This is a genomic window from Pseudomonas sp. Irchel 3H7 (assembly GCF_900187605.1).
Classification (GTDB): domain Bacteria; phylum Pseudomonadota; class Gammaproteobacteria; order Pseudomonadales; family Pseudomonadaceae; genus Aquipseudomonas.
The window spans coordinates 337,060-360,707 of the sequence record NZ_FYEA01000005.1; the positions used below are offsets into that span (position 1 = coordinate 337,060).

Below are 23,648 nucleotides of genomic sequence, written 5' to 3' on the forward strand. Positions count from 1 at the left end.
CTCAGCTCTGCGACGCGGCTTTGGGAAGAATATCGTTGGCGACCATCTCGCCGAACGGGCTGACATAACCGGCGCTTTTCGGCAGTTCCGGACGCTCGATGTCGAGGTGCGGAAACAGCAGTTCAGCGACGCGATACGATTCTTCGAGGTGTGGATAACCGGAGAAGATAAAGGTGTCGATGCCCAGATCGGCGTACTCCTTCACGCGCGCTGCGACGGTCGGGCCATCGCCAACCAGTGCCGTACCGGCACCGCCGCGTACTAGGCCAACACCGGCCCACAGGTTCGGGCTGACTTCGAGATTGTCGCGACTGCCGCCGTGCAGCGCGGCCATGCGTTGCTGGCCGACCGAATCGAAACGCGCCAGCGAAGCCTGAGCGCGAGCGATGGTGTCGTCGTCCAGGTGCGAGATCAGCCGATCTGCCGCTTGCCATGCTTCTGCGTTGGTTTCGCGAACGATTACGTGCAGACGAATGCCGAAGCGCACGGTGCGGCCAAGCTTGGCGGCCTTGGCGCGGACCTGTTCGATCTTCTCCGCGACCGCTGCGGGCGGTTCGCCCCAGGTCAGGACCATTTCCACTTGTTCAGCAGCCAGATCCTGCGCGGCTTCCGACGAGCCACCGAAGTACAGCGGCGGACGTGGTTGCTGGATTGGTGGATAGAGCAATTTCGCGCCTTTGACGCTGATGTGTTGTCCGTCGTAATCCACGGTTTCGCCTTCGAGCACACGACGCCAGATGCGGGTGAATTCCACCGAGGCTTGATAGCGTTCTTCGTGGCTGAGGAACAGACCATCGCCGGCCAATTCTTCCGGGTCACCGCCAGTCACCAGATTGAACAGCGCACGGCCGCCGGACAGACGATCCAGCGTGGCGGCCTGCCGCGCTGCCACCGTCGGGGAAATGATCCCGGGGCGCAGGGCAACGAGGAATTTCAAACGCTGGGTCACCGGGATCAGCGACGCTGCCACCAGCCACGAGTCTTCGCAGGAACGGCCGGTGGGGATCAGCACACCGCCGAAGCCCAGACGATCCGCCGCTTGCGCGACCTGTTGCAGATAACCGTGGTCGACGGCGCGGGCGCCTTCGGCGGTGCCAAGGTAATGGCCGTCGCCGTGGGTGGGCAGGAACCAGAAGATATTGAGGCTCATGGAGTGGTCTCCTTAGGAATTCGAATTACTGCGCTTTAGCCACAGCGGCCGGTGGGGTCCAGATCACATCCTTGATGCTCAATGGCTTGGGAATCAGCTTGAGCTGGAAGAACGTGTCAGCGATTTTCTGTTGCGCGGCGACCACCTCCGGGGTCAGGAACAACGCGCCGTAGCCCTGGCGTTTCACCGAGGTCAAGGTGATGTCCGCCGGCAGGCCGAGCAGTGGCGCGACTTGTTGGGTCACGTCTTCAGGATTGGCTTTCGACCACTCGCCGACTGCACGCACTTCCTCGACGAGGGTCTTGATCACCTCGGGATTTTTCTGTGCGTAAGGCTTGGTCGCGAGATAGAACTGGTGGTTGTCGACGATGCCTTTGCCGTCGCGCAGGGTGTGTGCTTGCAGTTGTTTCTCGGCGGCAGCCTGGTACGGATCCCAGATAACCCAGGCGTCGACGCTGCCACGTTCGAACGCGGCGCGAGCATCGGCGGGCGGCAGGAATACGGTCTGGATGTCGCTGTATTTGAGGCCGGCGTCTTCCAGTGCGCGCACCAGCAGGTAATGGACGTTGGAACCTTTGTTCAGGGCGACTTTCTTGCCTTTGAGATCGGCCACCGATTTGATCGGCGAGTCTTTCGGCACAAGGATCGCTTCGCTGTTGGGCGCTGGTGGTTCATAAGCGACGTAAAGCAAATCGGCGCCGGCAGCCTGGGCGAAGACTGGCGGGGTTTCGCCGGTGACACCGAAGTCGATCGAGCCGACGTTCAGGCCTTCGAGCAGTTGCGGGCCACCGGGGAATTCAGTCCATTGCACGTCGACGCCTTGGGCGGCCAGACGCTTTTCCAAAGTGCCTTTGGCTTTGAGCAGCACCAGCGTGCCGTACTTCTGATAACCGATCCGCAATGTCTCGGCTTGAGCTTGAGTGATGGCGCCGAAGGTAACAGCCGCAGCAAACAGAGCGACCAGACCACGACGCAAAAATACAGTGCGCATAGCGCTCTCCTTTTTGCTGTTGGGTTTTGGCTGCACCTGCTTGGCCGTTGTCGGCGAAGTAAGGTGAGTTACATCAAATTCTGGTGAGGCTTAAATGCTCCAGCGAGCACTCAATAAACGTTCATTCAACAGGCCCGGTTCCAGCGGTTTCGGGCGGCGGGCCATGGCACCGACAAACTGATCCAGCGCTTCATGCAGACGCTGCTCCAGCGCCGGTGCCAGTTGCGCCGCAGCACTGCCTTCGCCGTAAGCGATCTGGCTGTCCTCGGCGAAAATCCCCTGAAGCATTTCCTGGGCTTTCAACGCCGACAAAACAGGCTTGAGCGCGTAGTCGACCACCAGCATGTGGGCGATGCTGCCGCCAGTGGCCATCGGCAAGACAATCTTGTGGTTCAGGGCGCGCTCGGGCAACAGATCCAGCAGGGTTTTCAGGGCACCGGAGAACGACGCTTTGTAAACCGGCGTGGCGATCAGCAGGCCGTCGGCATTTTCAATCTGTTGCAGCAGGTCGAGCACCTTCGGGCTGTCGAAGCGGGCATGGAGCAAATCCTCGGCCGGGAAATCCCGTACCTGATAACTCACCACTTCCACGCCTTGCTGCTGCAACCAACGTTGCGAGCGCTCCAGCAGCACTCCGGAACGGGAGCGCAGGCTGGGACTGCCACCGAGTGAGACGACCAGCATTGAGACCATTCCTTAAGTGTTACAGGCGATTCGCGGGTTGCGATCTCGCTTCGATGGAGTGACCTTACCAGCTGATTTATATATCCATAAATCATATTTATTCATTTGGTTATTCGTTTTGGAGATATGCGATTCAGGTTATTCAAGGCGAAAAAAAAGGCCGTCGAAACGGCCTGAAATCCCCTGCTTAGTAGCTACCACTGATCGTTCCCACGCTCTGCGTGGGAATGAATCCATGGACGCTCCGCGTCCACTGTGACGCGGAGCGTCACGGACGGCATTCCCACGCGGACGGTTCGACGCCTCGACGTGGGAACGAGTCTGCCCAAGAAGATCATTTGTTCGGCTGTGGCGTCAGACGCAGATACGGTTTCACCGCGCGATAACCCTTCGGAAAGCGCTGCTTGATCTCTTCTTCATCTTTCAACGAAGGCACGATCACCACCTCTTCACCGTCCTGCCAGTTGGCCGGGGTGGCCACCTTGTAGTTGTCGGTGAGCTGCAGCGAATCGATCACCCGCAAAATCTCGTGGAAGTTACGGCCGGTGCTCGCCGGGTAGGTGATGGTCAGGCGGATCTTTTTGTTCGGGTCGATCACGAACAGCGAACGCACGGTCAGCGTATCGTTGGCGTTCGGGTGAATGAGGTCATACAGATCAGAGACTTTGCGATCGGCATCGGCCAGGATCGGGAAGTTGACGACGGTGTTCTGGGTTTCGTTGATGTCTTCGATCCACTTGTGGTGCGAATCCACCGGGTCGACCGACAGCGCGATGGCTTTGACACCGCGTTTGCTGAACTCATCCTTGAGCTTGGCGGTGAAGCCCAGCTCAGTGGTGCACACCGGGGTGAAGTCCGCCGGGTGGGAGAACAGCACGCCCCAGCTATCGCCCAGCCATTCGTGGAAACGAATCTTGCCGGCGCTGGAATCCTGTTCGAAATCGGGGGCGATGTCGCCGAGTCTGAGGCTCATGGTGCTGCTCCTGATGAGTTGTTCGAGACCTCAACTGTAGCCCGGGATTTGCCATCGTGAAAAAGAATAAATAACTAGATATCTAGATCATTATTGAATATTAAACATCTGTTCACTGGACGCTCGACGGCATCCCGACGAACATCGCTCACAAGGTTCGAGAAGGCCTTGAGTTGCTGTAAAGAGGGGAATTTCGGGGCAGGCTTACGGGGGTGAGCCTGACTCGAAAACGCAAAAGCCCCGTCCGGCGCGATGCCGGACGGGGCTTTTTTTACATCCGCGAATCGAGACGCGCTATTACAGCAGCGGGATCGAGTAGCTGACGATCAGGCGGTTTTCGTCCTGCGAACGGGTGCTCGGCAGATCGGTGCGCCATACAGCGTTTTTCCACATCAGGCCGACGTTCTTGAACGGACCTTCCGGTACAACGTAACCGATGGTGAAGTCGCGTTCCCACTCGGAACTGTTCGAACCGTTCTCACGACCGTTGGTGCCAACGGTATCGATCGAATCACCTTTGAGGTAAACGACACCGGCGGTCAGGCCAGGTACGCCGACTTTAGCGAAGTCATACGAGTAGCGAGCTTGCCAGGTTTTCTCGCCGGCACGGCCGAACTTCTGGATCTGCATGTCGGTGATGGTGTAGTTCGACGAGCCGTCGCCCTGGTTCAGCCAAGGGAAGTCGCTGCTGCCATTGGAAACCTGGTAACCGCCACCGAAGGTGTGGCCTTCAACGGTGTACAGGAACAGGCCGCTGTACAGGTTGTTGTCGACTTCACCGCGACCGTTACGCACGCCGGTGTAGTTACCGGTGCTGTAGTAGGCTGGATCGGTACCGTTTTTGCCGTCATCGGAGCTGTTGAAGTAACGGAAATCGGATTTCAATACGCCGGGGCCGATTGCCCAGTTGTGAACCAGACCCAGGAAGTGCTGCTTGTAGAAGTCTTCCAGGTTGCCGTAGTAGTACTGGGCAGTCAGGTCTTTGGTGATCTTGTAGTCACCACCGGCGTAGATGAATTTGTTGCTGTCACGGAACGCAGTACCACGGGTGTTTGCACCGCTGATGGACAGGTTTTCGTTGTTGCTGGAGTTACGACCTTTCGCAGCTTCGATCTGACCGCCGACCAGAGTCAGGTCCTTGATTTCGCCGGAAGTGATCTGGCCACCCTGCCAGGTTTGTGGCAGCAGACGACCGTCGTTGGTCACGATGACCGGGTTCTTCGGCTGCAGAGTACCCAGCTTCAGTTCAGTCTGGGAGATCTTGGCTTTGGCAGTCAGACCCAGGCTGGAGAAGTTGTCCACCGCTTTGCCGTTGGACTCGCTCGGGAACACAGTGCCGCCGTAAGCGGTACCGCTGTTGCCGTTAGTGCCGCCGCCCGAATCCAGACGTACGCCCAGCAGGCCGATGGCATCGATACCGAAACCTACGGTGCCTTGGGTATAACCGGAGATGAAACGCAGATCGAAGCCTTGGCCCCACTCTTCGTTCTTGTTGGCGCCAGCGCCATCACGGTTATCGGTGTTGATGTAGAAGTTACGCAGCCCCAAGGTAGCTTTGCTGTCTTCGATGAAACCGGCGGCGCCTGCCTGCTGCGCCATAACCCCTACGGCCACAGCCAGGGCCAAGGTGGACTTGTTCATGTAAAGCTCCTCTCGTTTCTAATTCTTGTGTTCCTGGCCCGGGGTCTGATGCCCTGGATCCTAAGATGCGCGATTAGCGCCAGACCGTGACCGACAAGTCAATCGTAACCTTGTGTGTCTACGACCAAGGTCTAATCGCAGTGATTTGGTCCGTGCAGAGTAAAGATTTCCTGATAAACCCAAAAAGAATTTATTCATTCTTTTTCATATCATTTCGGAATATGGCCAGTATCTTGCCACCTCCGCCGGGAAACAGCGTATCGGCGACTAAGCTCATTCCTAAATGGTATTTGTTAGCCTTTTTTTATATCGATTAGCTTTGGCGTAACCCCGAATCGTCAAACCCTATCGAAAAGGCGACGCCATGATGGCCAAACGCGCACTATCTAGTCAATTTGTTACAGTTTGTGTGTCAGCGCTGATTTCTTTTTCCGCGCATGCCGCCAACCTCACAGTGGGGTATCAAACCGGTATCGACCCGAGCAAAGTCCCCCAGGCCGACGGCGTCTACGAGAAAACCATTGGCGAGAAAATCGACTGGCGTCGCTTCAACAGCGGCCCGGAAGTTGTGACAGCCATTGCTTCGGGTGACGTGCAGATCGGCAACCTCGGTTCCAGCCCGTTGGCCGCGGCGGCTTCGCGCAATCTGCCGATTGTGGCGTTCATCGTTTCGGCGCAGATCAATGCCGCCGAAGCGCTAGTGGTGCGCAATGGCAGCGGTATCAACACCCCCCAGGACCTGGTCGGCAAAACCATCGCCACACCTTTCGTTTCGACCTCACACTACAGCCTGCTCGGCGCCCTCAAGCATTGGGGCCTGGACGCCTCGAAAGTCAAAGTGGTGAACCTGCAACCAGCAGAGATCGCAGCGGCGTGGAAGCGTGGCGATATCGATGGCGCATTTGTCTGGTCGCCGGCGCTGGGGGAAATCCGCAAGACCGGCAAGACCCTGACCGATGCCGCGCAGGTCGGCCAGTGGGGCGCGCCGACCTTCGAGGTCTGGGTCGCGCGCAAGGATTTTGCCGAGAAGCATCCTGAGGTTGTCGCAAAGTTCGCCAAGGTCACGCTCGACTCATTCGCCGATTACGCCGCACACAAAGACCGCTGGACGGCTGACTCGGTGCCGGTACAGAAAATCGCCAAACTGACCGGTGCCAATGCCGCTGATGTGCCGGAATTGCTGGCAGGTTCAGCGTTCCCGGACGCAAAGGCGCAGCAAACCACGGCGCTGCTGGATGGCGGCACGGCGAAAGCGATTGGCGAGACGGCGAAGTTTTTGAAGGAACAGGGCAAGGTTGAAACGGTGCTGCCGGATTATTCACCCTACGTCAGCGCCAAATTCATCACCGAGTAATTGATCGTTCCCGCGCTCTGCGTGGGAATGCAGCCCGGGACGCTCCGCGTCCCATCAAAAGCCGAACGCGGAGCGTCCGTTGAGGCATTCCCACGCAGAGCGTGGGAACGATCGAATGGACCAACTCGGTTAAAGGGTTTTTTCGAAGATCTTCGAATTACGCTGAAAGTTGTACAGCGAAGCCCGCGCCGCCGGCAGGCGCTCAACGCTGCTCGGCTCGAAACCACGCTCACGGAACCAGTGCGCGGTGCGCGTGGTGAGGACGAACAAGGTCTTCAAACCCTGCGCCCGTGCTCGGGTTTCGATGCGCTCCAGCAATTCATCACCGCGACCGCCATGGCGGTACTCCGGGTTCACTGCCAGGCACGCCAGTTCACCGGCATCCGAATCGGCAATCTGATACAGCGCCGCACAGGCGATGATCATGCCTTCACGCTCGACCACGCTGAACTGCTCGATCTCGCGCTCCAGCACTTCGCGCGAACGACGCACCAGAATCCCCTGCTCTTCCAGCGGACTGATCAAGTCGAGCAAGCCGCCGACGTCTTCAATCGCCGCCTCGCGGACCAGTTCGAATTGCTCCTGCGCGACCAGCGTGCCGCCACCGTCACGGGTGAACAGCTCGGTCAGCAGCGCGCCGTCTTCGGCGTAGCTGACGATATGGCTGCGCGCCACGCCGCCACGGCAAGCCTCGGCGGCAGCATCGAGCAGTTCTGCCTGATAGTTGCTGCCCAAACGCTGCAAGTGTGCCGGCACTTGCTGTGGACGCAGCTCGCGCACGAGTTTGCCGTTCTCGTCGATCAGACCGAGGTCAGCACCGAACAGCAGCAACTTGTCCGCGCCCAGGTCGATGGCGGCGCGGGTCGCGACGTCTTCGCAGGCGAGGTTGAAGATTTCACCGGTCGGCGAGTAGCCCAACGGCGACAGCAACACGATCGAGCGCTCATCGAGTAGACGGTTGATGCCTTTGCGGTCGACCCGGCGCACTTCGCCGGTGTGGTGATAGTCGACGCCTTCCAGCACGCCGATCGGCCGCGCGGTAACAAGGTTGCCGCTAGCCACGCGCAAACGCGAGCCCTGCATCGGCGACGAAGCCATGTCCATCGACAGCCGCGCTTCGATGGCGATGCGCAACTGGCCGACCGCGTCGATCACACATTCCAGGGTCGCGGCATCGGTGATGCGCATGCCGTGGTGGTAATGCGGGGTCAGGCCACGCGCGGCGAGGCGGGTTTCGATCTGTGGACGCGAACCGTGCACCAGCACCAGACGCACGCCAAGGCTATGCAGCAGAACAATGTCGTGGACGATGTTGCCGAAGTTCGGATGCTCCACGCCATCGCCGGGCAGCATGACGACGAAGGTGCAGTCGCGGTGGGCATTGATGTAAGGGGACGCGTGACGAAGCCAGTTAACGTATTCGGGCATGAACCTGGGCCTGTAATAAATAGCAGCCTAAAAAGGGGCGAAACGGAAAACGCACAGCGGGCTGATGGTTATCGTCGGAACAGGCTTGGCGACACGCGCGCTCTCCTCATGAATACGGGTTGGAATGCTGGCAATTTACAGCGATTGGTCAGACAAAACATAGATCCCTTGTAGGAGTGAGCCTGCTCGCGATAGCGGAGTTTCAGTCAATACCTCCGGGACTGTCTCACCGCTATCGCGAGCAGGCTCACTCCTACAAAGGGTCACTTGGGATCCTTTGACGTTGGTGCACCTGTCAGACAGTAATGTTCAATCAGTTGCCGTAATAGATGCACGGTAGGCTGCAAACGTGACATTTCAAGGTACTCGCCCGGCTGATGCGCACAGGCGATGTCGCCAGGGCCGAGCACAATGGTTTCGCAGCCAAGGCGCTGAAGATAAGGCGCTTCGGTGCCGAACGCCACTGCTTCGGCACTGTGACCGGTGAGCTTTTCAGCGATGCGCACCAGTTCGGCGTCTTCAGACTGCTCGAACGACGGCACTTCCGGGAACAGCGGTTTGTAATCAATCTTCACCTGATGCCGTTCGGCCACCGGGTTGAGCTTGCGCAGAATCTCCGCGCGCAGGACTTTCGGGTCCATGCCCGGCAATGGCCGCAGATCGAACTCCAGCGAACACTGGCCGCAGATGCGGTTGGGATTGTCGCCGCCATGAATGCAGCCGAAATTCATCGTCGGCTGCGGCACGCTGAACTGCGGATTGTTGAATTCGCGCTGCCACAACAGGCGCAAACCGCGCAGTTCGCCGATGGCATCGTGCATCGCTTCGAGTGCGCTGTGGCCCAAGCGTGGATCCGACGAATGGCCGCTCTGCCCAAGGATATCGATGCGTTCCATCATGATGCCTTTGTGCATGCGGATCGGTTTCAGCCCGGTCGGCTCACCGATTACCGCTGCGCGGCCCAACGGACGCCCGGCCTCGGCCAGCGCACGGGCGCCGGACATCGAGCTTTCTTCATCGCAGGTGGCGAGGATCAGCAACGGCTGCTTGAACGGCTGATCGAGCAGCGGCAGCACCGCTTCGATGATCAGCGCGAAGAAACCTTTCATGTCGCAACTGCCCAGCCCGACCCAACGGCCATCGACCTCGGTGAGCTTCAGCGGATCGGTCTGCCACAACGCATCGTCGTACGGCACCGTGTCGCTGTGCCCGGCCAGCACCAGCCCGCCGGGGCCGCTGCCGAAACTGGCGAGCAGGTTGAATTTGCCGGGGCTGACCTGCTGGATATCGCAGCTGAAACCCAGATCACCCAGCCAGCCGGCGAGCAAATCGATCACCGCGCGGTTGGATTGATCGAGGTTCGGTTGGGTACAGCTGACCGATGGCGCGGCGATCAGCGCAGCGAACTGGTCTTGCATGGACGGCAAAGGCATCGCTGACTCCAACTCCCGAATTGAAGTCCATCATAGAACCATCCGGCGTCAGGAATAAACCGCCGCAGGGCGTAGGACGAATCAGTCCTGTACACTGCACGGCCTTGGCAGCCACATATTCCCCGGCTGCGCTCCCGATCCTGGATTTTCCGGCCATGCAGAAAGAAACCGAAATCAAACTCCGCGTCAGCCGCGAAACCCTCGCCGCCCTGCGCGAGCACCCGTTACTGAAAAAACGCAACAAAAGTGGCTGGGAACGCCGTGAGTTGATGAACCAGTATTTCGACACCCCCGAGCGCGATCTGGCTCAGGCCAAAGTCGCCCTGCGCCTGCGCAAGGACGGTGACGAAGTGATTCAGACCCTCAAGACCCGTGGCCAAAGCGTTGCCGGTCTGTCCGAACGCAATGAATACGACTGGAAGTTGCCGAAAGCCAAGCTCGACGTGAAGAAACTCGACGGCGAATGCTGGCCCGAGTCGCTGGCCGAGCTGGACAAGAAAACCCTCAAGCCGATCTTCACCACCGACTTCGTTCGCGAACGCGCCGAAATAGCCTGGGGCCGTGGCAAGAGCAAAGTGGTCATCGAAGCCGCGCTGGATCTCGGCCACGTAGTGGTCGGCAAACAGAAAGAAGAAATCTGCGAGCTGGAACTGGAACTACGCGAAGGCGAGCCTGCCGCGCTGCTGGAACTGGCTGCCGAGCTGGCGGAAACCCTAGCGTTGATGCCGTGTGACATCAGCAAGGCTGAGCGTGGCTATCGCCTGTACGACGCCAACAGTTACTCGCTGAGCCTGCCGGCGCCGGAGCTGACCCCGGAAACCCAACTCGACGACGCCTTCGCTGCGCTGAGCTGGCACTTGCTCGGCAGCAGCCAGCGTCTGGCTGAACAGTACCGTTTCAACGGCCACTGGCGCCTGTTGCTCGACTGGGTCGAGAACCTCGCGGAAATGCGTGCCCTGCTCAGCAGCCTCGGCCAGGCCGCGCCGCGTCAGTCGACCCACGACTTGCGCGTTGCCCTGGATGCGTTGCTGGAAGACTGGCGCCCGCTGGTGCAGGCCGGTATCGAAGACGAAGACGTGCGCAAAGCCGCGCCGGAGCAGTTCCTCGAAGAACTGGAAGATCCGCGCTGGGGCCTGTTCTCGCTGAGCACGTCACGCTGGTTGCTGGCCCGCACCTGGACCGCCGACCGCAACGTTCGTGGTAACCGTCAGGGCGGCGCGCAGTTGCACAGCTGGTTGCCACGCCTGTTGGGCGAAGAGGCCACGGCCCTGCAATTGCAGCGTTATCAGCAGCAGCCGGAAGATCTGGCTGAACAACTGCCGCGTATCGAGCGCATTCAGGTCTGGCTGCACCACGCACGCAACGTGCTGGAGATCCCGGAAATGGATCGCCTGTACGGCGAGCTGAACAAGCTGGCGCAACTGGCCAACGAGCCGACGATCACTGACGAACTGCTCGACGCACGCAAGCAACAGGCGATTGCGGTTTACCAGAATCGCGCGTGGAAAATGCTCCTGCGCATGTAACACCGCTAAAAGATCGCAGCCTTCGGCAGCTCCTACAGGGTGTACACCCGCCCCATGGAGGAGCTGCCGCAGGCTGCGATCTTTTGCTTTATCGCAACACAGGCAAGCTGGTGGTGGACTTGATCTCCGATAACGCCACAATCGAATTCACTTCCTGTATCCCCGGCACCAGCGACAGCTTCTCGAAGAAGAACCGCTCATACGCCTCGATGTCCGCCGCAACAATGCGCAGTAAAAAATCCACCGCCCCCATCAATACATAACACTCCAGCACCTCCGGAAACCCGCGAATCGCTTCGGTGAACTCAGTGAAGTTCGAACGCCCGTGTGCGTTGAGTTTGATCTCGGCAAAGATCTGCGTATTCAGGCCAATTTTCTTGCGATCGAGCAAAGTCACCTGCCCGCGAATGATCCCCTCTTCTTTCATCCGCTGAATCCGCCGCCAGCACGGCGATTGCGACAGGCCGACCTGCTCGGCGATCTGCGCGCTCGAGAGCGATGCGTCCTCTTGCAGCAGGGCGAGAATCTTGCGGTCGTAACTGTCCAGCTCGCTGTGCATAGAAAAACCTCAATAACCGGATTATGCGAATTGATCTTTTCGATCAACCGTCATTAACGCCGATCATAGCCAAGAAATACCCCGCGCCGAATGTAAAAATTCCTCCAGAGATTTTGGAGACTTGTCATGCCGCACCTCGAAGCCGTCACCTCCCCGCCAACCCGCGCCGATGTCTGGAACGTCAGCAACGCCCATTGCCTGGCGCAGTATCAAATCCTTGCCGAGGCTGAACCGGATCTGCTGGTGCGGGTGTTGAATCTGTTCGCGTTGCAGTTCCTCACGCCCGAGCAGGTCAACGTGCAGCGCATGGACGATCTGCTGTCGATCGACCTGGTCATGGGCGGTCTCAGTTGGCATCGCGCGCAAGTGATCGCGGAAAAACTTCGTAACCTGATCAGCGTTTGCTCGGTGAATCTGCAAAACGCCGACAGCGCTTGGGATGCGCGGACGCAAGCGGCCGGCTGACAAATCCGGCAACGCCTTCGTCGGGTAGTGGCCCAACGGTCTACCGGGCCGCGACTATCCTTTTGCGCACTGTCGTTCAAAAGGAAGCCCGCATGTCCGTTCAATTCGCCACTCAGGACCGCTGGCTGGAGCTCAATGATGTGCTGCGTGAACTGGTCGCCCAGGGTTTTATCTGCCAGGACTCGGCGGAGCAGGCGCTGAATGCGCGCCGCCGTCACGCCGCGAATGGCCAGATGCACCCGCTGGAATTCATCGCCAGCCAGCAACTGGACGACCTCAGCCGTCCGGGCAAACACCTCGACCTGGAAAGCCTGACCCTCTGGCTGGCGCAACAGGCCGGCCAGCCTTATCTGCGTATCGATCCGCTGAAGATCAACGTCGCCGCCATTACACCGTTGATGTCTTACGCCTTCGCGCAACGACACAAGATCCTCGCCGTGGCGGTCGACCGTGATGCGGTAACCGTGGCCAGCGCTCAGCCTTACGTCACCGGTTGGGAAGCGGATCTGACTCACGTGTTGAAGCTGCCGATCAAACGAGTGGTGGCCAACCCGGCGGATATCCAGCGCTTCAGCGTCGAGTTCTTCCGCCTGGCGAAATCGGTCAGCGGCGCCAGCAATGCCGATCAGCAGAGCGGTAACCTCGGCAACTTCGAACAACTGCTCAACCTCGGCGCCAGCGATCAGGAGCCGGACGCCAACGACGCGCACATCGTCAACATTGTCGACTGGCTGTTCCAGTACGCCTTCCAGCAGCGCGCCAGCGATATCCACATCGAACCGCGGCGCGAGCAAGGAACGGTGCGGTTTCGCATCGACGGCGTGTTGCACAACGTCTATCAATTTCCGCCGCAGGTGACCATGGCGATCGTCAGTCGCCTGAAAAGCCTCGGGCGGATGAACGTCGCCGAAAAGCGCAAACCGCAGGACGGCCGGGTCAAGACCAAGACCCCGGATGGCGGCGAAGTCGAACTGCGGCTTTCGACCCTGCCTACAGCGTTCGGTGAAAAAATGGTCATGCGGATCTTCGATCCGGAAGTGCTGCTCAAGGATTTCGATCAGTTGGGTTTCAGCGCCGATGACCTGAGGCGCTGGCAGGACATGACCCGTCAGCCCAACGGCATCATTCTGGTTACCGGGCCGACTGGTTCGGGCAAGACCACCACGCTGTACACCACGCTGAAAAAACTGGCGACGCCGGAAGTGAACCTTTGCACCATCGAAGACCCGATCGAAATGGTCGAGCCGGCGTTCAACCAGATGCAGGTGCAGCACAACATCGACCTGAGCTTCGCCGCCGGCGTGCGTGCGCTGATGCGACAAGACCCGGACATCATCATGATTGGCGAGATCCGTGATCTGGAAACCGCTGAAATGGCGATTCAGGCGGCGCTCACCGGGCACCTGGTGCTGTCGACGCTGCACACCAACGACGCACCCAGCGCGATCAGTCGTTTGCTCGAACTCGGCGTGCCGCACTACCTGATCAAAGCCACCGTGCTCGGCGTCATGGCCCAGCGTTTGGTGCGCACCTTGTGTCCGCATTGCAAGGCGCCACTAACGCTGGAAGACGAGGATTGGCAAACCCTGACACGCCCGTGGCAAGCGCCGCTGCCGGGCAACGCGCAACGTGCGATCGGTTGTGTGGAATGCCGCGACACCGGCTATCGCGGCCGCGCCGGTGTCTACGAAATCATGCAACTGAGCGATAGCCTCAAGGCTTTTATCACCCCGGACACCGACCTCACGGCGATTCGCCGGCAGGCGTTCAAGGAAGGCATGCGCAGTTTGCGTTTGTCCGGTGCGCAAAAAGTCGCGGCAGGGCTGACGACGGTTGAGGAAGTGCTCCGGGTGACGCCGCAGAGCGAGCAGAAATAGCCCGTCACGGAACTGGATCGGGGGAATGGCAATCCAACGCCCTAGTTAACCCCCAGGAGTCACCTCATCATGCGTCTCAAACTTGCTGTTGCCACACTGGCCTTGCTGTCCCTTCCCGTTGGTTCGGCCATGGCGGACAGCTTTTGGCGTAACGTCATCTCGTCCGGCGCCACCACCGGTTCGACCTACCTGACCTTCAAGGATCACAAGCTGATCATCGCCGCGCAGGACGATGCCGGCAGCTTCGTTGCCAGCGACGGCGGTATTCGTGGGCCGTATCTGGAAGCAGCGATGCAGAAAGTCCGCGCCGACAATCCGGGCCTGCAGGCGTCGGACATGGAACTGGCGAACGCGATTCTGGCGAAAAACGCCGTGGCGTCCGAGTAACAAAAAATGCCGCTCAATCGAGCGGCATTTTTTTGCCCGGATTTCAGATTCACCACAATCCCTTGTAGGAGTGAGCCTGCTCGCGATAGCGGTGTATCAGGCAAATTTTCCGGTGACTGATCCACCGCTATCGCGAGCAGGCTCACTCCTACAGGGGAACTGAGTGGACCTAAGTATCAGCGGTAGTCGTCCACCGGGACGCAGGCGCAGAACAGATTGCGATCGCCGTAGACATTGTCGACCCGATTCACCGCCGGCCAATACTTGTGCGCCTTGGTATGCGCATCCGGGGTAATTCCTTGCTCGATGCTGTACGGCCGCTCCCACACCCCGGTGACATCCGCCAGGGTATGCGGCGCGCGTTTCAGCGGGTTGTCCTCGGTCGGCCAGTTGCCGTTCTGCACCTCAGTGATTTCCGCGCGAATACTCAACATTGCACCAATAAATCGGTCCAGCTCTGCTTTGGATTCACTCTCGGTCGGCTCGACCATCAAAGTCCCCGGTACCGGGAATGACATGGTCGGTGCATGGAAGCCGTAATCCATCAGACGCTTGGCTACGTCTTCCTCACTGATGCCGGTCTGCGTTTTCAACGGTCGCAGGTCGAGAATGCATTCATGAGCCACACGCCCGTTGCGTCCTGTGTACAACACCGGGAACGCGCCGGATAAATGCTGCGCCAGGTAATTCGCCGCCAGGATCGCCACTTCACTGGCATCGGCCAACTGCGGCCCCATCATGGCGATGTACATCCAGCTGATCGGCAAAATGCTCGCGCTGCCCCACGGTGCTGCGCTGACGGCGCCGTTCTGCGCCAACGGCCCATCGATTGGCACCACCGGATGATTGGCGACGAACGGCGCCAGGTGCGCACGAATACCGATCGGCCCCATGCCCGGCCCACCGCCGCCATGGGGAATGCAAAAAGTCTTGTGCAAATTCATGTGCGACACGTCGGCGCCGATGTCCGCCGGCCGCGCCAACCCGACCTGCGCATTGAGATTGGCGCCGTCCATGTACACCTGACCACCGTGTTTGTGGATAACTTCGCAGATCTCGCTGATGCCCTCCTCGTACACACCATGGGTCGACGGATAAGTCGCCATCAGGCACGACAACTTATCCCCAGCCTCGGCGGCTTTCGCTTTCAGATCCTGCAGATCGACGTTGCCCGCCTCGTCGCACTCGACGATCACCACACGCATCCCGGCCATTTGCGCCGAGGCCGGGTTGGTGCCATGGGCCGAGGACGGAATCAGGCAGATATCCCGCGCGCCCTGCTGACGGCTCTCGTGATATTTGCGGATCGCCAGCAACCCGGCGTACTCGCCTTGGGCGCCGGAGTTGGGTTGCATGCAAATAGCATCGAACCCGGTGATTGCGCAGAGCCAGCGCTCCAGTTCTTCGATCATCAACGTATAACCGACCGCCTGCTCACGCGGCACGAACGGATGCAGGTTAGCGAACTGCGGCCAGGTGATCGGGATCATTTCGCTGGTGGCGTTGAGTTTCATGGTGCAGGAGCCCAGCGGGATCATTGACTGGTTGAGCGCCAGATCCTTGTTTTCCAGTTGCTTGAGGTAGCGCAGCATCTCGGTTTCGCTGTGATGCGCGTTGAACACCGGATGACGCAGATACGGTGTTTGGCGTTGCAGGTTGTCGGGAATGCCTGAGGTCAGCGCCTCGGCGTCGAGATCGACGACGGTCAACCCATGATCAGCCCCGAGCAATACATCGAAAAGTCTGGCGACGGTGGCTTCATCGCAGGTTTCGTCGAGGCTCAGCCCTACCCGCCCACGGCCGAGAATTCTCAGGTTGATCTGCGCAGCCTGAGCACTCTCGATGATCGCCGTTTGCGCACCGCCGACGTCCAGCGTCAGCGTGTCGAAGAATTGCGCATTGATCCGGTTGATCCCTTTGCGCTCAAGTCCTGCGGCCAGAATGCAGGTCAGCCGATGGACGCGCTGGGCGATACGCTTCAAGCCTTCCGGCCCGTGATAGACCGCGTAAAAACTGGCGATGTTGGCCAGCAATACCTGCGCCGTACAGATGTTCGAATTGGCCTTCTCACGACGAATATGTTGCTCACGGGTTTGCAATGCCATGCGCAACGCGACGTTGCCCCGGGCATCTTTCGACACACCGATGATCCGCCCGGGAATCGCCCTTTTGTATTCCTCGCGGCTGGCAAAGAACGCCGCGTGCGGGCCGCCATAACCCATTGGCACGCCAAAACGCTGCGAGGAACCGAACACCACATCTGCGCCCAACTCTCCCGGGGGTGTCAGCAGTAGCAAGCTCAATAAATCAGTAGCGACACAAGCCAATGCCTGTTGCGCATGCAAGTGATCGATCAGCGGACGCAGGTCGCGAACCTCGCCATGAGTGTCCGGATATTGCAGAAGCGCGCCAAACACCTGATGCTGCTTCAAGTTATCCACAGCGTCGATGATCAGCTCGAAACCGAAGCCTTCGGCACGGGTCTGCACCACGGAAATGGTTTGCGGGTGGCAGTTCTCATCGACGAAAAACAGATTGCTCTTCGACTTCGCCACACGCTTGGCCAGTGCCATGGCTTCCGCCGCTGCCGTGGCTTCATCGAGCAGCGAGGCATTGGCCAATTCGAGGCCGGTGAGGTCGATGGTCAGCTGCTGAAAGTTCAGCAGCGCTTCGAGTCTGCCCTGCGCGATCTCGGGCTGATACGGCGTGTACGCGGTGTACCAACCGGGATTTTCCAGCACGTTGCGCAGGATGACGGTTGGCGTCAGGGTACCGTGGTAGCCCATACCGATCAGGCTGGTCCAGACCTGATTCTGCTCGGCGTAACTGCGCAGCTTGGCCAGCGCGGCTTGTTCATCCAGCGCCGCCGGCAGGTCGAGCGCGCGATTGAAGCGAATGCCTGGCGGCACCGTTTGCTCGATCAGTTCGATTCGACTACCGAGGCCGAGGCTGTCGAGCATCGCCTGCTGTTCGGCAGCATCGGGGCCGAGGTGACGGCGCAGAAAAGCGTCGGGGTCGCGTAACTGGCTCAGGGACGGCAACTGGGACATGACGGGCTCTCTCTTGGCTGGCGCTCGGCGTCAATGCAACACGGTCAAACCAGCATAGCAGTGCCCTTGAAGATCAAAAGATCGCAGCCTTCGGCAGCTCCTACAAGATGTACACCATCCTCCTGTAGGAGCTGCCGAAGGCTGCGATCTTTTGATCCTAAAAAAAAGCCCCGACAAGTCGGGGCTTTGGGGTGTTGCTTAACGCTTACTCGCCGATGGCAGCCTTGTACGCTGCAGCATCCAGCAGCTTGTCCAGCTCAGCCTTGTCGCTTGGCTTGAGCTTGAAGATCCACGCGCCATACGGGTCGGAGTTCAGCAGCTCGGGCGAGGCGCCCAGTTCTTCGTTGATCGCGATGACTTCACCGCTGACCGGCGAATAGATATCGGAAGCGGCTTTCACCGACTCGACCACACCGGATTGATCACCGGCAGCGAACACCTTGCCCACTTCGGTCAGTTCGACGAACACCACATCGCCCAGCGCTTCCTGCGCGTGATCGCTGATGCCCACAGTTACGGTGCCGTCGCCTTCCAGACGGGCCCATTCGTGACTTTCGGCAAAACGCAGTTCGGCAGGGATATCGCTCATCTTCGGTGTCCTCAAGAAATTGTCAGCGGGCTGCCCGCCGGAAAAGGTTAGATCAAAGTTTTGCCATGGCGTACGAAGGTCGGTTTGACCACTCGTACCGGGTACCACTTGCCACGGATTTCCACTTCGGCGCGGTCGGCGGTGGCCATCGGCACACGCGCCAGGGCAATCGATTTGCTTAGCGTAGGAGAGAAACTACCACTGGTGATCTCCCCTTCGCCAACATCAGCGATGCGAACCACTTGATGAGCGCGCAAAACACCGCGCTCTTCCAGCACCAGGCCGACCAGTTTGTGTGCAACACCGGCGGCTTTTTCCGCTTCCAGCGCGGCGCGGCCGATGAACTGGCGCGTAGTCGGTTCCCAGGCAATGCTCCAGGCCATGTTCGAGGCCAGCGGCGAAACGTCCTGATGAATGTCCTGACCGTAAAGGTTCATACCGGCTTCAACCCGCAGAGTGTCACGGGCACCGAGGCCGATCGGGGAAATGCCGGCACCGACCAGATCGTTGAAGAACCCCGGCGCCTGACTGGCCGGCAGACAGATTTCCAGACCATCCTCACCGGTATAACCGGTCCGGGCGATAAACCAGTCGCCATCGGTATAGCCTTCGAAGGGTTTGAGGTGCTGGATCAGCGTGGCGCGCGACTGGGTCACCAGTTCGGCAATCTTGTGCCGGGCCTGCGGACCTTGAATGGCGAGCATCGCCAGTTCGGCGCGTTCGTGCAGTTGCACGTCGTAATCGCCGCGCTGCGCGTTCATCCAGGCCAGATCCTGATCGCGAGTGGAGGCATTGAACACCAGGCGATAACAGTCATCGAGACGATAGACGATCATGTCATCGACGATGCCGCCGCGCTCGTTGAGCATGGTGCTGTACAACGCACGGCCGGGGCGGTGCAGGCGGTCGACATCATTGGCCAGCAGATGCTGAAGCCAGGCCTTGGCCTGACTGCCGGTGACATCGATCACGGTCATGTGGGATACATCGAACACCCCGCAATCGCGGCGCACTTCGTGGTGCTCCTCGACCTGCGAGCCGTAATGCAGTGGCATGTCCCAACCGCCAAAATCGACCATCTTCGCGCCTAAGGCGAGATGCAGGTCATACAGAGGCGTACGCTGTCCCATGGGTTTCTCCTTCCGGGCGTGGCGAAGGTGCGGACAGCCGCTGCACGGGTGAAAGCCTTGAAATAGAAGGCTCTCAGCCGATTCCAGCGAACAGGTCTGTCAGACTAACCGCACCGAATGCCGCGCATTGTAGCCGCATGATTCAGGACTGACGACTAAGTGTTTCTGTGCGCAGAACGGCGAATCAGTCCGATGACCGGCAATAAGCCGACCAGAACCAGCGTCAACGCCGGCAATGACGCCCGTGCCCATTCGCCTTCGCTGGTCATTTCAAAGATCCGCACCGCCAGCGTGTCCCAGCCAAACGGGCGCATCAGCAGGGTCGCGGGCATTTCCTTGAGCACATCGACGAACACCAGCAACGCGGCGCTCAGCGTGCCGGGCAGCAACAGTGGCAGATACACTTTGAAAAACAGTCGCGGCCCACTGACACCGAGGCTACGTGCTGCTTCGGGCAAAGATGGCCGTATACGCGCCAAGCTGTTTTCCAGCGGGCCGTACGCGACAGCGATGAAGCGCACCAGATAGGCCATCAGCAGAGCGGCCAGACTGCCGAGCAGCAGCGGTTTGGCAGCGCCGCCGAACCAGCCTGACAGTGGGATCACCAGCTCACGGTCCAGATAACTGAACGCCAGCATGATCGACACCGCCAGCACCGAACCCGGCAAGGCGTAACCGAGGTTGGCCAGACCAACCCCGGAGTTGATCGCTGGCGTCGGCGCCAGTCGCCGAGCGAACGCTAGCAGTAGGGCAACACTGACCGTAATCAGCGCCGCCATGCCGCCCAGATACAGGGTGTGCAGGATCAGCCCGGCGTAACGCTCATCCAGATCGAAACGTCCACGCTGCCAGAACCAGACGATCAGTTGCAGCATCGGGATGACAAAAGCGCAGGCGAAGACCAATCCGCACCAGCTCATCGCCGCGAGCGCCTTGAATCCACGCAGGTGGTACAGCGCCTTGACCCGTGGCCGCTCGTTGCTTGCCCGATTAGCCCCGCGCGCACGGCGTTCACCGTAGAGCACCAGCATCACCACCAGCAGCAACAGGCTGGCCAGTTGCGCCGCGCTCGACAGGCTGAAGAAGCCGTACCAGGTTTTGTAGATCGCCGTGGTGAAGGTGTCGAAGTTGAACACCGACACCGCGCCGAAATCCGCCAGGGTTTCCATCAGCGCCAGCGCCACACCCGCACCGATGGCTGGCCGCGCCATCGGCAATGCCACGCGCCAGAAGGCTTGCCACGGCGATTGCCCGAGCACCCGCGCCGCTTCCATCAAGCCCTTGCCCTGCGCGAGGAACGCGGTGCGCGCCAGCAGGTAAACATAGGGATAGAAGACCAGCACCAGCACGATGATCACCCCGCTGGTGGAGCGCACCCGTGGCAGGCGCAGACCGGTGCCGAACCATTCGCGCAGCAAGGTCTGCACAGGGCCGGCGAAGTCGAGCAGGCCGACGAAAACGAAGGCCAACACATAGGCGGGAATGGCGAAAGGCAGCATCAGTGCCCAGTCGAGCCAGCGCCGCCCGGGGAATTCGCAGAGGCTGGTGAGCCAGGCGAGGCTGACACCGAGCAGCGTCACACCGACACCGACGCCGACGACCAGCGTCAGGGTGTTGCCCAGCAGGCGTGGCATCTGGGTTTGCCACAAGTGCGACCAGATCTGCTGATCGATGGTTTGCCAGGAGATCAGCAGGACACTCAGGGGCAACAGCACCAGCGCGGCGATGGCGAAGACGATGGGGTACCAGCGGCGTTGGGCGGGGTGGGCCACTTTTGGGTCTCTGGGGGATTGGGTGTTCTTGGATTGAGTATTTCAGGTTGGGATTGCTGCCCTCACCCTAGCCCTCTCCCGGAGGGAGAGGGGACTGACCGCGTAGTTTATGAGAATTACGCCGACCTGAGATATCGAGTCGAACTCAAGTTTCGAAAACAACACAGATCGGCTCCCTCTCCCTCCGGGAGAGGGCTGGGGTGAGGGCAGCGATCTAAAGTGAACAGTGTTATCGGAAAAGCCTCAGTTCCAACCCGCCCGATCCATCATCCGGATCGCTTCAGCCTGACGCTTGCCCGCCACTTCCACCGGCAACGTATCGGCAATGAACTTGCCCCACGCCGCCACTTCTTCCGAAGGCGCCACCGCCGGGTTGGCCGGGAATTCCTGGTTCACATCAGCAAAAATCTTCTGCGCCTCAGGCGTGGTCATCCACTCAACCAAAGCCTTGGCGGCCTCCGGGTGCGGCGCGTGTTTGGTCAGGCCAATGCCCGACAGGTTCACGTGCACACCACGATCGGCCTGGTTCGGCCAGAACAGTTTCACCGGCAACTCCGGCTTCTGCTTGTGCAGGCGGCCGTAGTAGTACGTGTTGACGATGCCGACATCGCACTGACCGGCGTTGATCGCTTCGAGCACCGCAACATCATCGGAGAACACGTCGGTGGACAGGTTGTTGACCCAGCCCTTGAGGATTTTTTCGGTCTTCTCGGCGCCATGGACTTCGATCATGGTCGCGGTCAGCGACTGGTTGTAGACCTTCTTCGCCGTACGCAGACACAGGCGCCCTTCCCAGTTCTTGTCGGCCAGCGCTTCGTAAGTGGTCAGTTCGCCCGGTTTCACGCGTTCGGTGGAATAGGCGATGGTCCGCGCGCGCAGGCTCAGGCCAGTCCAGGCGTGAGTGGACGAGCGATATTGCAGGGGAATATTGGCGTCGATGGTTTTCGAGGTGAACGGCTGCAAGATGCCCATCTGCTCGGCCTGCCAGAGGTTACCAGCGTCGACGGTGAGCAGCAGGTCGGCGGTGGCGTTTTCACCTTCGGCCTTGATGCGCTGCATCAGCGGCGCTTCCTTGTCAGTAATGAACTTGATCTTCACCCCGGTCTTGGCGGTGTAGGCATCGAAGACCGGTTTGATCAGTTCATCGATGCGCGACGAGTAAACCACCACCTCATCAGCGGCCTGGGCCGTGGTGCTGCCGATCAGGGTCAAGGCCAGTGCGGTCAGAAGACGCTTGGGTGCCAACATGGGAGTGGTCTCTCGGTCGGGAAATGTGGGCCAAATGATAAGGACTCACATTTACCACCTCAATCGAACTCTTTTTGAAGGAGTTACCAGATGTTGCATGATTGACCGCCACCCCTGTAGGAGTGAGCCTGCTCGCGATGAGGCCATCAGCAGCAACGAAAAGATCAAGGCTTTGCGAGCGCCGGAAGATCACCCGTCAACCCGAGGGCCTCCCGCACAAATAACGCCTTCGCCTCCGGCATCTGCTCAACCAGCTTCAACCCGGCATTCCTTAACCAACGCACCGGCAACGGATCAGCCTGAAACAACCGCTCAAACCCTTCCATCGCCGCCATCAACGCCAGGTTATGCGGCATGCGCCGACGCTCGTAACGGCTCAACACCTTCACATCGGCCAAACGCTCACCGCGTTCCGCCGCCTGCAACAGCACTTCAGCGAGCACCGCCGCATCAAGGAAACCCAGATTCACACCCTGCCCCGCCAACGGGTGAATGGTGTGCGCCGCATCGCCGATCAACGCCAAGCCTTCAGCCACATAGCGTTTGGCGTGGCGCTGACGCAGCGGCACGCACAGTCGCGGGTCAGCACTGATTACCTCACCAAGACGCCCCTCAAAGGCGCGCTCCAGCTCACGGCAGAAATCCGCTTCATCCAGCGCCATCAAACGCTCGGCCTCGCTCGGCGTGGTCGACCAGACGATCGAACACCAATCCTGCTGCCCGTCACGTTCCAATGGCAAAAACGCCAACGGCCCGTGATCGGTAAAACGCTGCCACGCGGTCATCTGGTGTGGTTTGCTGCTGCGCACACTGGTGACGATGGCGTGGTGCAGATAATCCCACTCACGCGTCGCCACACCGGTCAGACGTCGCACTGCCGAATTGGCGCCGTCAGCGGCAATCACCAGCGGCGCGCGTAACTGTCGACCATCGGCCAGCGTCAGCAGCCAGTCATCGCCCGAGCGGCGCATCTGTTCCAGCCGCGCATTGGCCAGCATGCCCAGATCGCAATCGTGCAAACGGTCGAGCAAGGCATCCTGCACCACGCGGTTCTCGACGATATGACCGAGTACCTCGGCATGCACGCTGCTCGCCGAGAAATGAATCTGCCCGGTGCCGCTGCCGTCCCAGACGTGCATGTCGGTGTACGGGCTGCTGCGGCGTTTGGCGATGCCGTCCCACACGCCAAGGCGTTCGAGAATCCGCTGACTGGCGGCAGACAAGGCGCTCACGCGCGGTTCAAACGCCGCGTCGGCATCGAACGGTTTGACGCTCAACGGGCTGCCGTCGAGCAGCAGGACTTCCAGGCCGCTGTCCTGCAACGCCAGCGCCAAGGCACTGCCGACCATTCCGGCTCCGACAATCAGCAGATCTGCGCGCATTTCCATGCT

General features: G+C 59.9%; 19 protein-coding genes. 5 read left to right on the forward strand and 14 right to left on the reverse strand.

Going from position 1 to position 23,648, the window contains the following annotated elements:
- Window position 1 precedes the first annotated feature (1 nt).
- The 5 genes from ssuD to CKW38_RS11995 all read right to left on the reverse strand — a co-directional run bounded on the left by ssuD (window position 2) and on the right by CKW38_RS11995 (window position 5,439).
- Window positions 2–1,150: an FMNH2-dependent alkanesulfonate monooxygenase gene (ssuD, locus tag CKW38_RS11975; protein WP_007939251.1), complete on the reverse strand. Its 1,149-nt coding sequence runs from the start codon at window positions 1,148–1,150 to the stop codon at window positions 2–4.
- A gap of 25 nt (window positions 1,151–1,175) precedes the next feature.
- Window positions 1,176–2,141 carry a sulfonate ABC transporter substrate-binding protein gene (locus CKW38_RS11980; RefSeq protein WP_007913834.1) on the reverse strand — a complete coding sequence of 322 codons (966 nt, stop codon included), beginning with the start codon at window positions 2,139–2,141 and terminating at the stop codon, window positions 1,176–1,178.
- A 90-nt stretch (window positions 2,142–2,231) separates the two neighbouring features.
- On the reverse strand, window positions 2,232–2,825 hold the full coding sequence (ssuE, locus tag CKW38_RS11985) for an NADPH-dependent FMN reductase (RefSeq protein WP_034151973.1): 594 nt from the start codon (window positions 2,823–2,825) through the stop codon (window positions 2,232–2,234).
- A 334-nt stretch (window positions 2,826–3,159) separates the two neighbouring features.
- The gene (locus tag CKW38_RS11990) at window positions 3,160–3,798 is read right to left on the reverse strand and encodes a peroxiredoxin (RefSeq protein WP_007913831.1); all 639 of its coding nucleotides are present in this window, start codon (window positions 3,796–3,798) and stop codon (window positions 3,160–3,162) included.
- Between the two features lie 297 nt (window positions 3,799–4,095).
- Complete coding sequence (locus tag CKW38_RS11995) at window positions 4,096–5,439, reverse strand: OprD family porin (protein WP_007913829.1); 1,344 nt, start codon at window positions 5,437–5,439, stop codon at window positions 4,096–4,098.
- A 364-nt stretch (window positions 5,440–5,803) separates the two neighbouring features.
- On the opposite strand from CKW38_RS11995, the gene tauA reads away from it, so the two are divergent.
- Window positions 5,804–6,793: a taurine ABC transporter substrate-binding protein gene (gene tauA / locus CKW38_RS12000; RefSeq protein WP_007913826.1), complete on the forward strand. Its 990-nt coding sequence runs from the start codon at window positions 5,804–5,806 to the stop codon at window positions 6,791–6,793.
- A gap of 129 nt (window positions 6,794–6,922) precedes the next feature.
- Here tauA and argA read toward each other — a convergent pair whose 3' ends face one another.
- Together argA and argE are read right to left on the reverse strand one after the other, a co-directional pair.
- Window positions 6,923–8,221 (reverse strand): amino-acid N-acetyltransferase, encoded by a 1,299-nt coding sequence (argA, locus tag CKW38_RS12005; RefSeq protein ID WP_007913824.1) that lies wholly within the window; start codon window positions 8,219–8,221, stop codon window positions 6,923–6,925.
- A 263-nt stretch (window positions 8,222–8,484) separates the two neighbouring features.
- Window positions 8,485–9,654, reverse strand: coding sequence for an acetylornithine deacetylase (gene argE, locus CKW38_RS12010; RefSeq protein WP_007913821.1), 1,170 nt, complete (start codon window positions 9,652–9,654; stop codon window positions 8,485–8,487).
- A gap of 155 nt (window positions 9,655–9,809) precedes the next feature.
- On the opposite strand from argE, the gene CKW38_RS12015 reads away from it, so the two are divergent.
- Window positions 9,810–11,180: an inorganic triphosphatase gene (locus CKW38_RS12015; protein ID WP_007913820.1), complete on the forward strand. Its 1,371-nt coding sequence runs from the start codon at window positions 9,810–9,812 to the stop codon at window positions 11,178–11,180.
- Window positions 11,181–11,268: 88 nt separating this feature from the next.
- Here the strand turns inward: CKW38_RS12015 and CKW38_RS12020 are convergent, their stop codons facing one another.
- A complete protein-coding gene (locus CKW38_RS12020; RefSeq protein WP_007913818.1) occupies window positions 11,269–11,739 on the reverse strand; it encodes an Lrp/AsnC family transcriptional regulator in 471 nt (156 codons plus the stop codon).
- Window positions 11,740–11,865: 126 nt separating this feature from the next.
- Between CKW38_RS12020 and CKW38_RS12025 the strand changes: the two genes are divergently transcribed.
- The 3 genes from CKW38_RS12025 (at window position 11,866) to CKW38_RS12035 (ending at window position 14,468) form a co-directional block, all read left to right on the forward strand.
- Window positions 11,866–12,204 (forward strand): hypothetical protein, encoded by a 339-nt coding sequence (locus CKW38_RS12025; RefSeq protein WP_095112835.1) that lies wholly within the window; start codon window positions 11,866–11,868, stop codon window positions 12,202–12,204.
- A gap of 92 nt (window positions 12,205–12,296) precedes the next feature.
- A complete protein-coding gene (locus CKW38_RS12030; protein ID WP_095112836.1) occupies window positions 12,297–14,081 on the forward strand; it encodes a GspE/PulE family protein in 1,785 nt (594 codons plus the stop codon).
- Between the two features lie 66 nt (window positions 14,082–14,147).
- Window positions 14,148–14,468, forward strand: a complete 321-nt coding sequence (locus tag CKW38_RS12035; RefSeq protein ID WP_174245147.1) for a DUF2388 domain-containing protein — start codon at window positions 14,148–14,150, stop codon at window positions 14,466–14,468.
- Window positions 14,469–14,644: 176 nt separating this feature from the next.
- Here CKW38_RS12035 and gcvP read toward each other — a convergent pair whose 3' ends face one another.
- From gcvP to CKW38_RS12065, 6 genes are all read right to left on the reverse strand, one after another.
- On the reverse strand, window positions 14,645–17,518 hold the full coding sequence (gene gcvP / locus CKW38_RS12040; protein WP_095112837.1) for an aminomethyl-transferring glycine dehydrogenase: 2,874 nt from the start codon (window positions 17,516–17,518) through the stop codon (window positions 14,645–14,647).
- Between the two features lie 205 nt (window positions 17,519–17,723).
- Complete coding sequence (gene gcvH, locus CKW38_RS12045) at window positions 17,724–18,107, reverse strand: glycine cleavage system protein GcvH (RefSeq protein ID WP_095112838.1); 384 nt, start codon at window positions 18,105–18,107, stop codon at window positions 17,724–17,726.
- Between the two features lie 47 nt (window positions 18,108–18,154).
- Window positions 18,155–19,237: a glycine cleavage system aminomethyltransferase GcvT gene (gene gcvT, locus CKW38_RS12050; protein ID WP_007911214.1), complete on the reverse strand. Its 1,083-nt coding sequence runs from the start codon at window positions 19,235–19,237 to the stop codon at window positions 18,155–18,157.
- Between the two features lie 155 nt (window positions 19,238–19,392).
- Window positions 19,393–21,009 carry an iron ABC transporter permease gene (locus CKW38_RS12055; protein ID WP_095112839.1) on the reverse strand — a complete coding sequence of 539 codons (1,617 nt, stop codon included), beginning with the start codon at window positions 21,007–21,009 and terminating at the stop codon, window positions 19,393–19,395.
- A gap of 243 nt (window positions 21,010–21,252) precedes the next feature.
- On the reverse strand, window positions 21,253–22,257 hold the full coding sequence (locus tag CKW38_RS12060; protein WP_016772637.1) for an extracellular solute-binding protein: 1,005 nt from the start codon (window positions 22,255–22,257) through the stop codon (window positions 21,253–21,255).
- A 164-nt stretch (window positions 22,258–22,421) separates the two neighbouring features.
- Window positions 22,422–23,639, reverse strand: a complete 1,218-nt coding sequence (locus tag CKW38_RS12065; protein ID WP_162835966.1) for a 2-octaprenyl-3-methyl-6-methoxy-1,4-benzoquinol hydroxylase — start codon at window positions 23,637–23,639, stop codon at window positions 22,422–22,424.
- Window positions 23,640–23,648 lie beyond the last annotated feature (9 nt).

Excerpts from the sequence above, each read along its gene's own strand:
- CKW38_RS11990 (WP_007913831.1), bottom strand. The coding sequence starts at position 3,798 with ATGAGCCTCAGACTCGGCGACATCGCCCCCGATTTCGAACAGGATTCC.
- CKW38_RS12030 (WP_095112836.1), top strand. The coding sequence starts at position 12,297 with ATGTCCGTTCAATTCGCCACTCAGGACCGCTGGCTGGAGCTCAATGAT.
- gcvT (WP_007911214.1), bottom strand. The coding sequence starts at position 19,237 with ATGGGACAGCGTACGCCTCTGTATGACCTGCATCTCGCCTTAGGCGCG.
- tauA (WP_007913826.1), top strand. The coding sequence starts at position 5,804 with ATGATGGCCAAACGCGCACTATCTAGTCAATTTGTTACAGTTTGTGTG.
- argE (WP_007913821.1), bottom strand. The coding sequence starts at position 9,654 with ATGCCTTTGCCGTCCATGCAAGACCAGTTCGCTGCGCTGATCGCCGCG.
- CKW38_RS11995 (WP_007913829.1), bottom strand. The coding sequence starts at position 5,439 with ATGAACAAGTCCACCTTGGCCCTGGCTGTGGCCGTAGGGGTTATGGCG.
- CKW38_RS12020 (WP_007913818.1), bottom strand. The coding sequence starts at position 11,739 with ATGCACAGCGAGCTGGACAGTTACGACCGCAAGATTCTCGCCCTGCTG.
- CKW38_RS12060 (WP_016772637.1), bottom strand. The coding sequence starts at position 22,257 with ATGTTGGCACCCAAGCGTCTTCTGACCGCACTGGCCTTGACCCTGATC.
- gcvP (WP_095112837.1), bottom strand. The coding sequence starts at position 17,518 with ATGTCCCAGTTGCCGTCCCTGAGCCAGTTACGCGACCCCGACGCTTTT.
- gcvH (WP_095112838.1), bottom strand. The coding sequence starts at position 18,107 with ATGAGCGATATCCCTGCCGAACTGCGTTTTGCCGAAAGTCACGAATGG.
- ssuE (WP_034151973.1), bottom strand. The coding sequence starts at position 2,825 with ATGCTGGTCGTCTCACTCGGTGGCAGTCCCAGCCTGCGCTCCCGTTCC.
- ssuD (WP_007939251.1), bottom strand. The coding sequence starts at position 1,150 with ATGAGCCTCAATATCTTCTGGTTCCTGCCCACCCACGGCGACGGCCAT.
- CKW38_RS12015 (WP_007913820.1), top strand. The coding sequence starts at position 9,810 with ATGCAGAAAGAAACCGAAATCAAACTCCGCGTCAGCCGCGAAACCCTC.
- CKW38_RS12065 (WP_162835966.1), bottom strand. The coding sequence starts at position 23,639 with ATGCGCGCAGATCTGCTGATTGTCGGAGCCGGAATGGTCGGCAGTGCC.
- argA (WP_007913824.1), bottom strand. The coding sequence starts at position 8,221 with ATGCCCGAATACGTTAACTGGCTTCGTCACGCGTCCCCTTACATCAAT.
- CKW38_RS12025 (WP_095112835.1), top strand. The coding sequence starts at position 11,866 with ATGCCGCACCTCGAAGCCGTCACCTCCCCGCCAACCCGCGCCGATGTC.
- CKW38_RS11980 (WP_007913834.1), bottom strand. The coding sequence starts at position 2,141 with ATGCGCACTGTATTTTTGCGTCGTGGTCTGGTCGCTCTGTTTGCTGCG.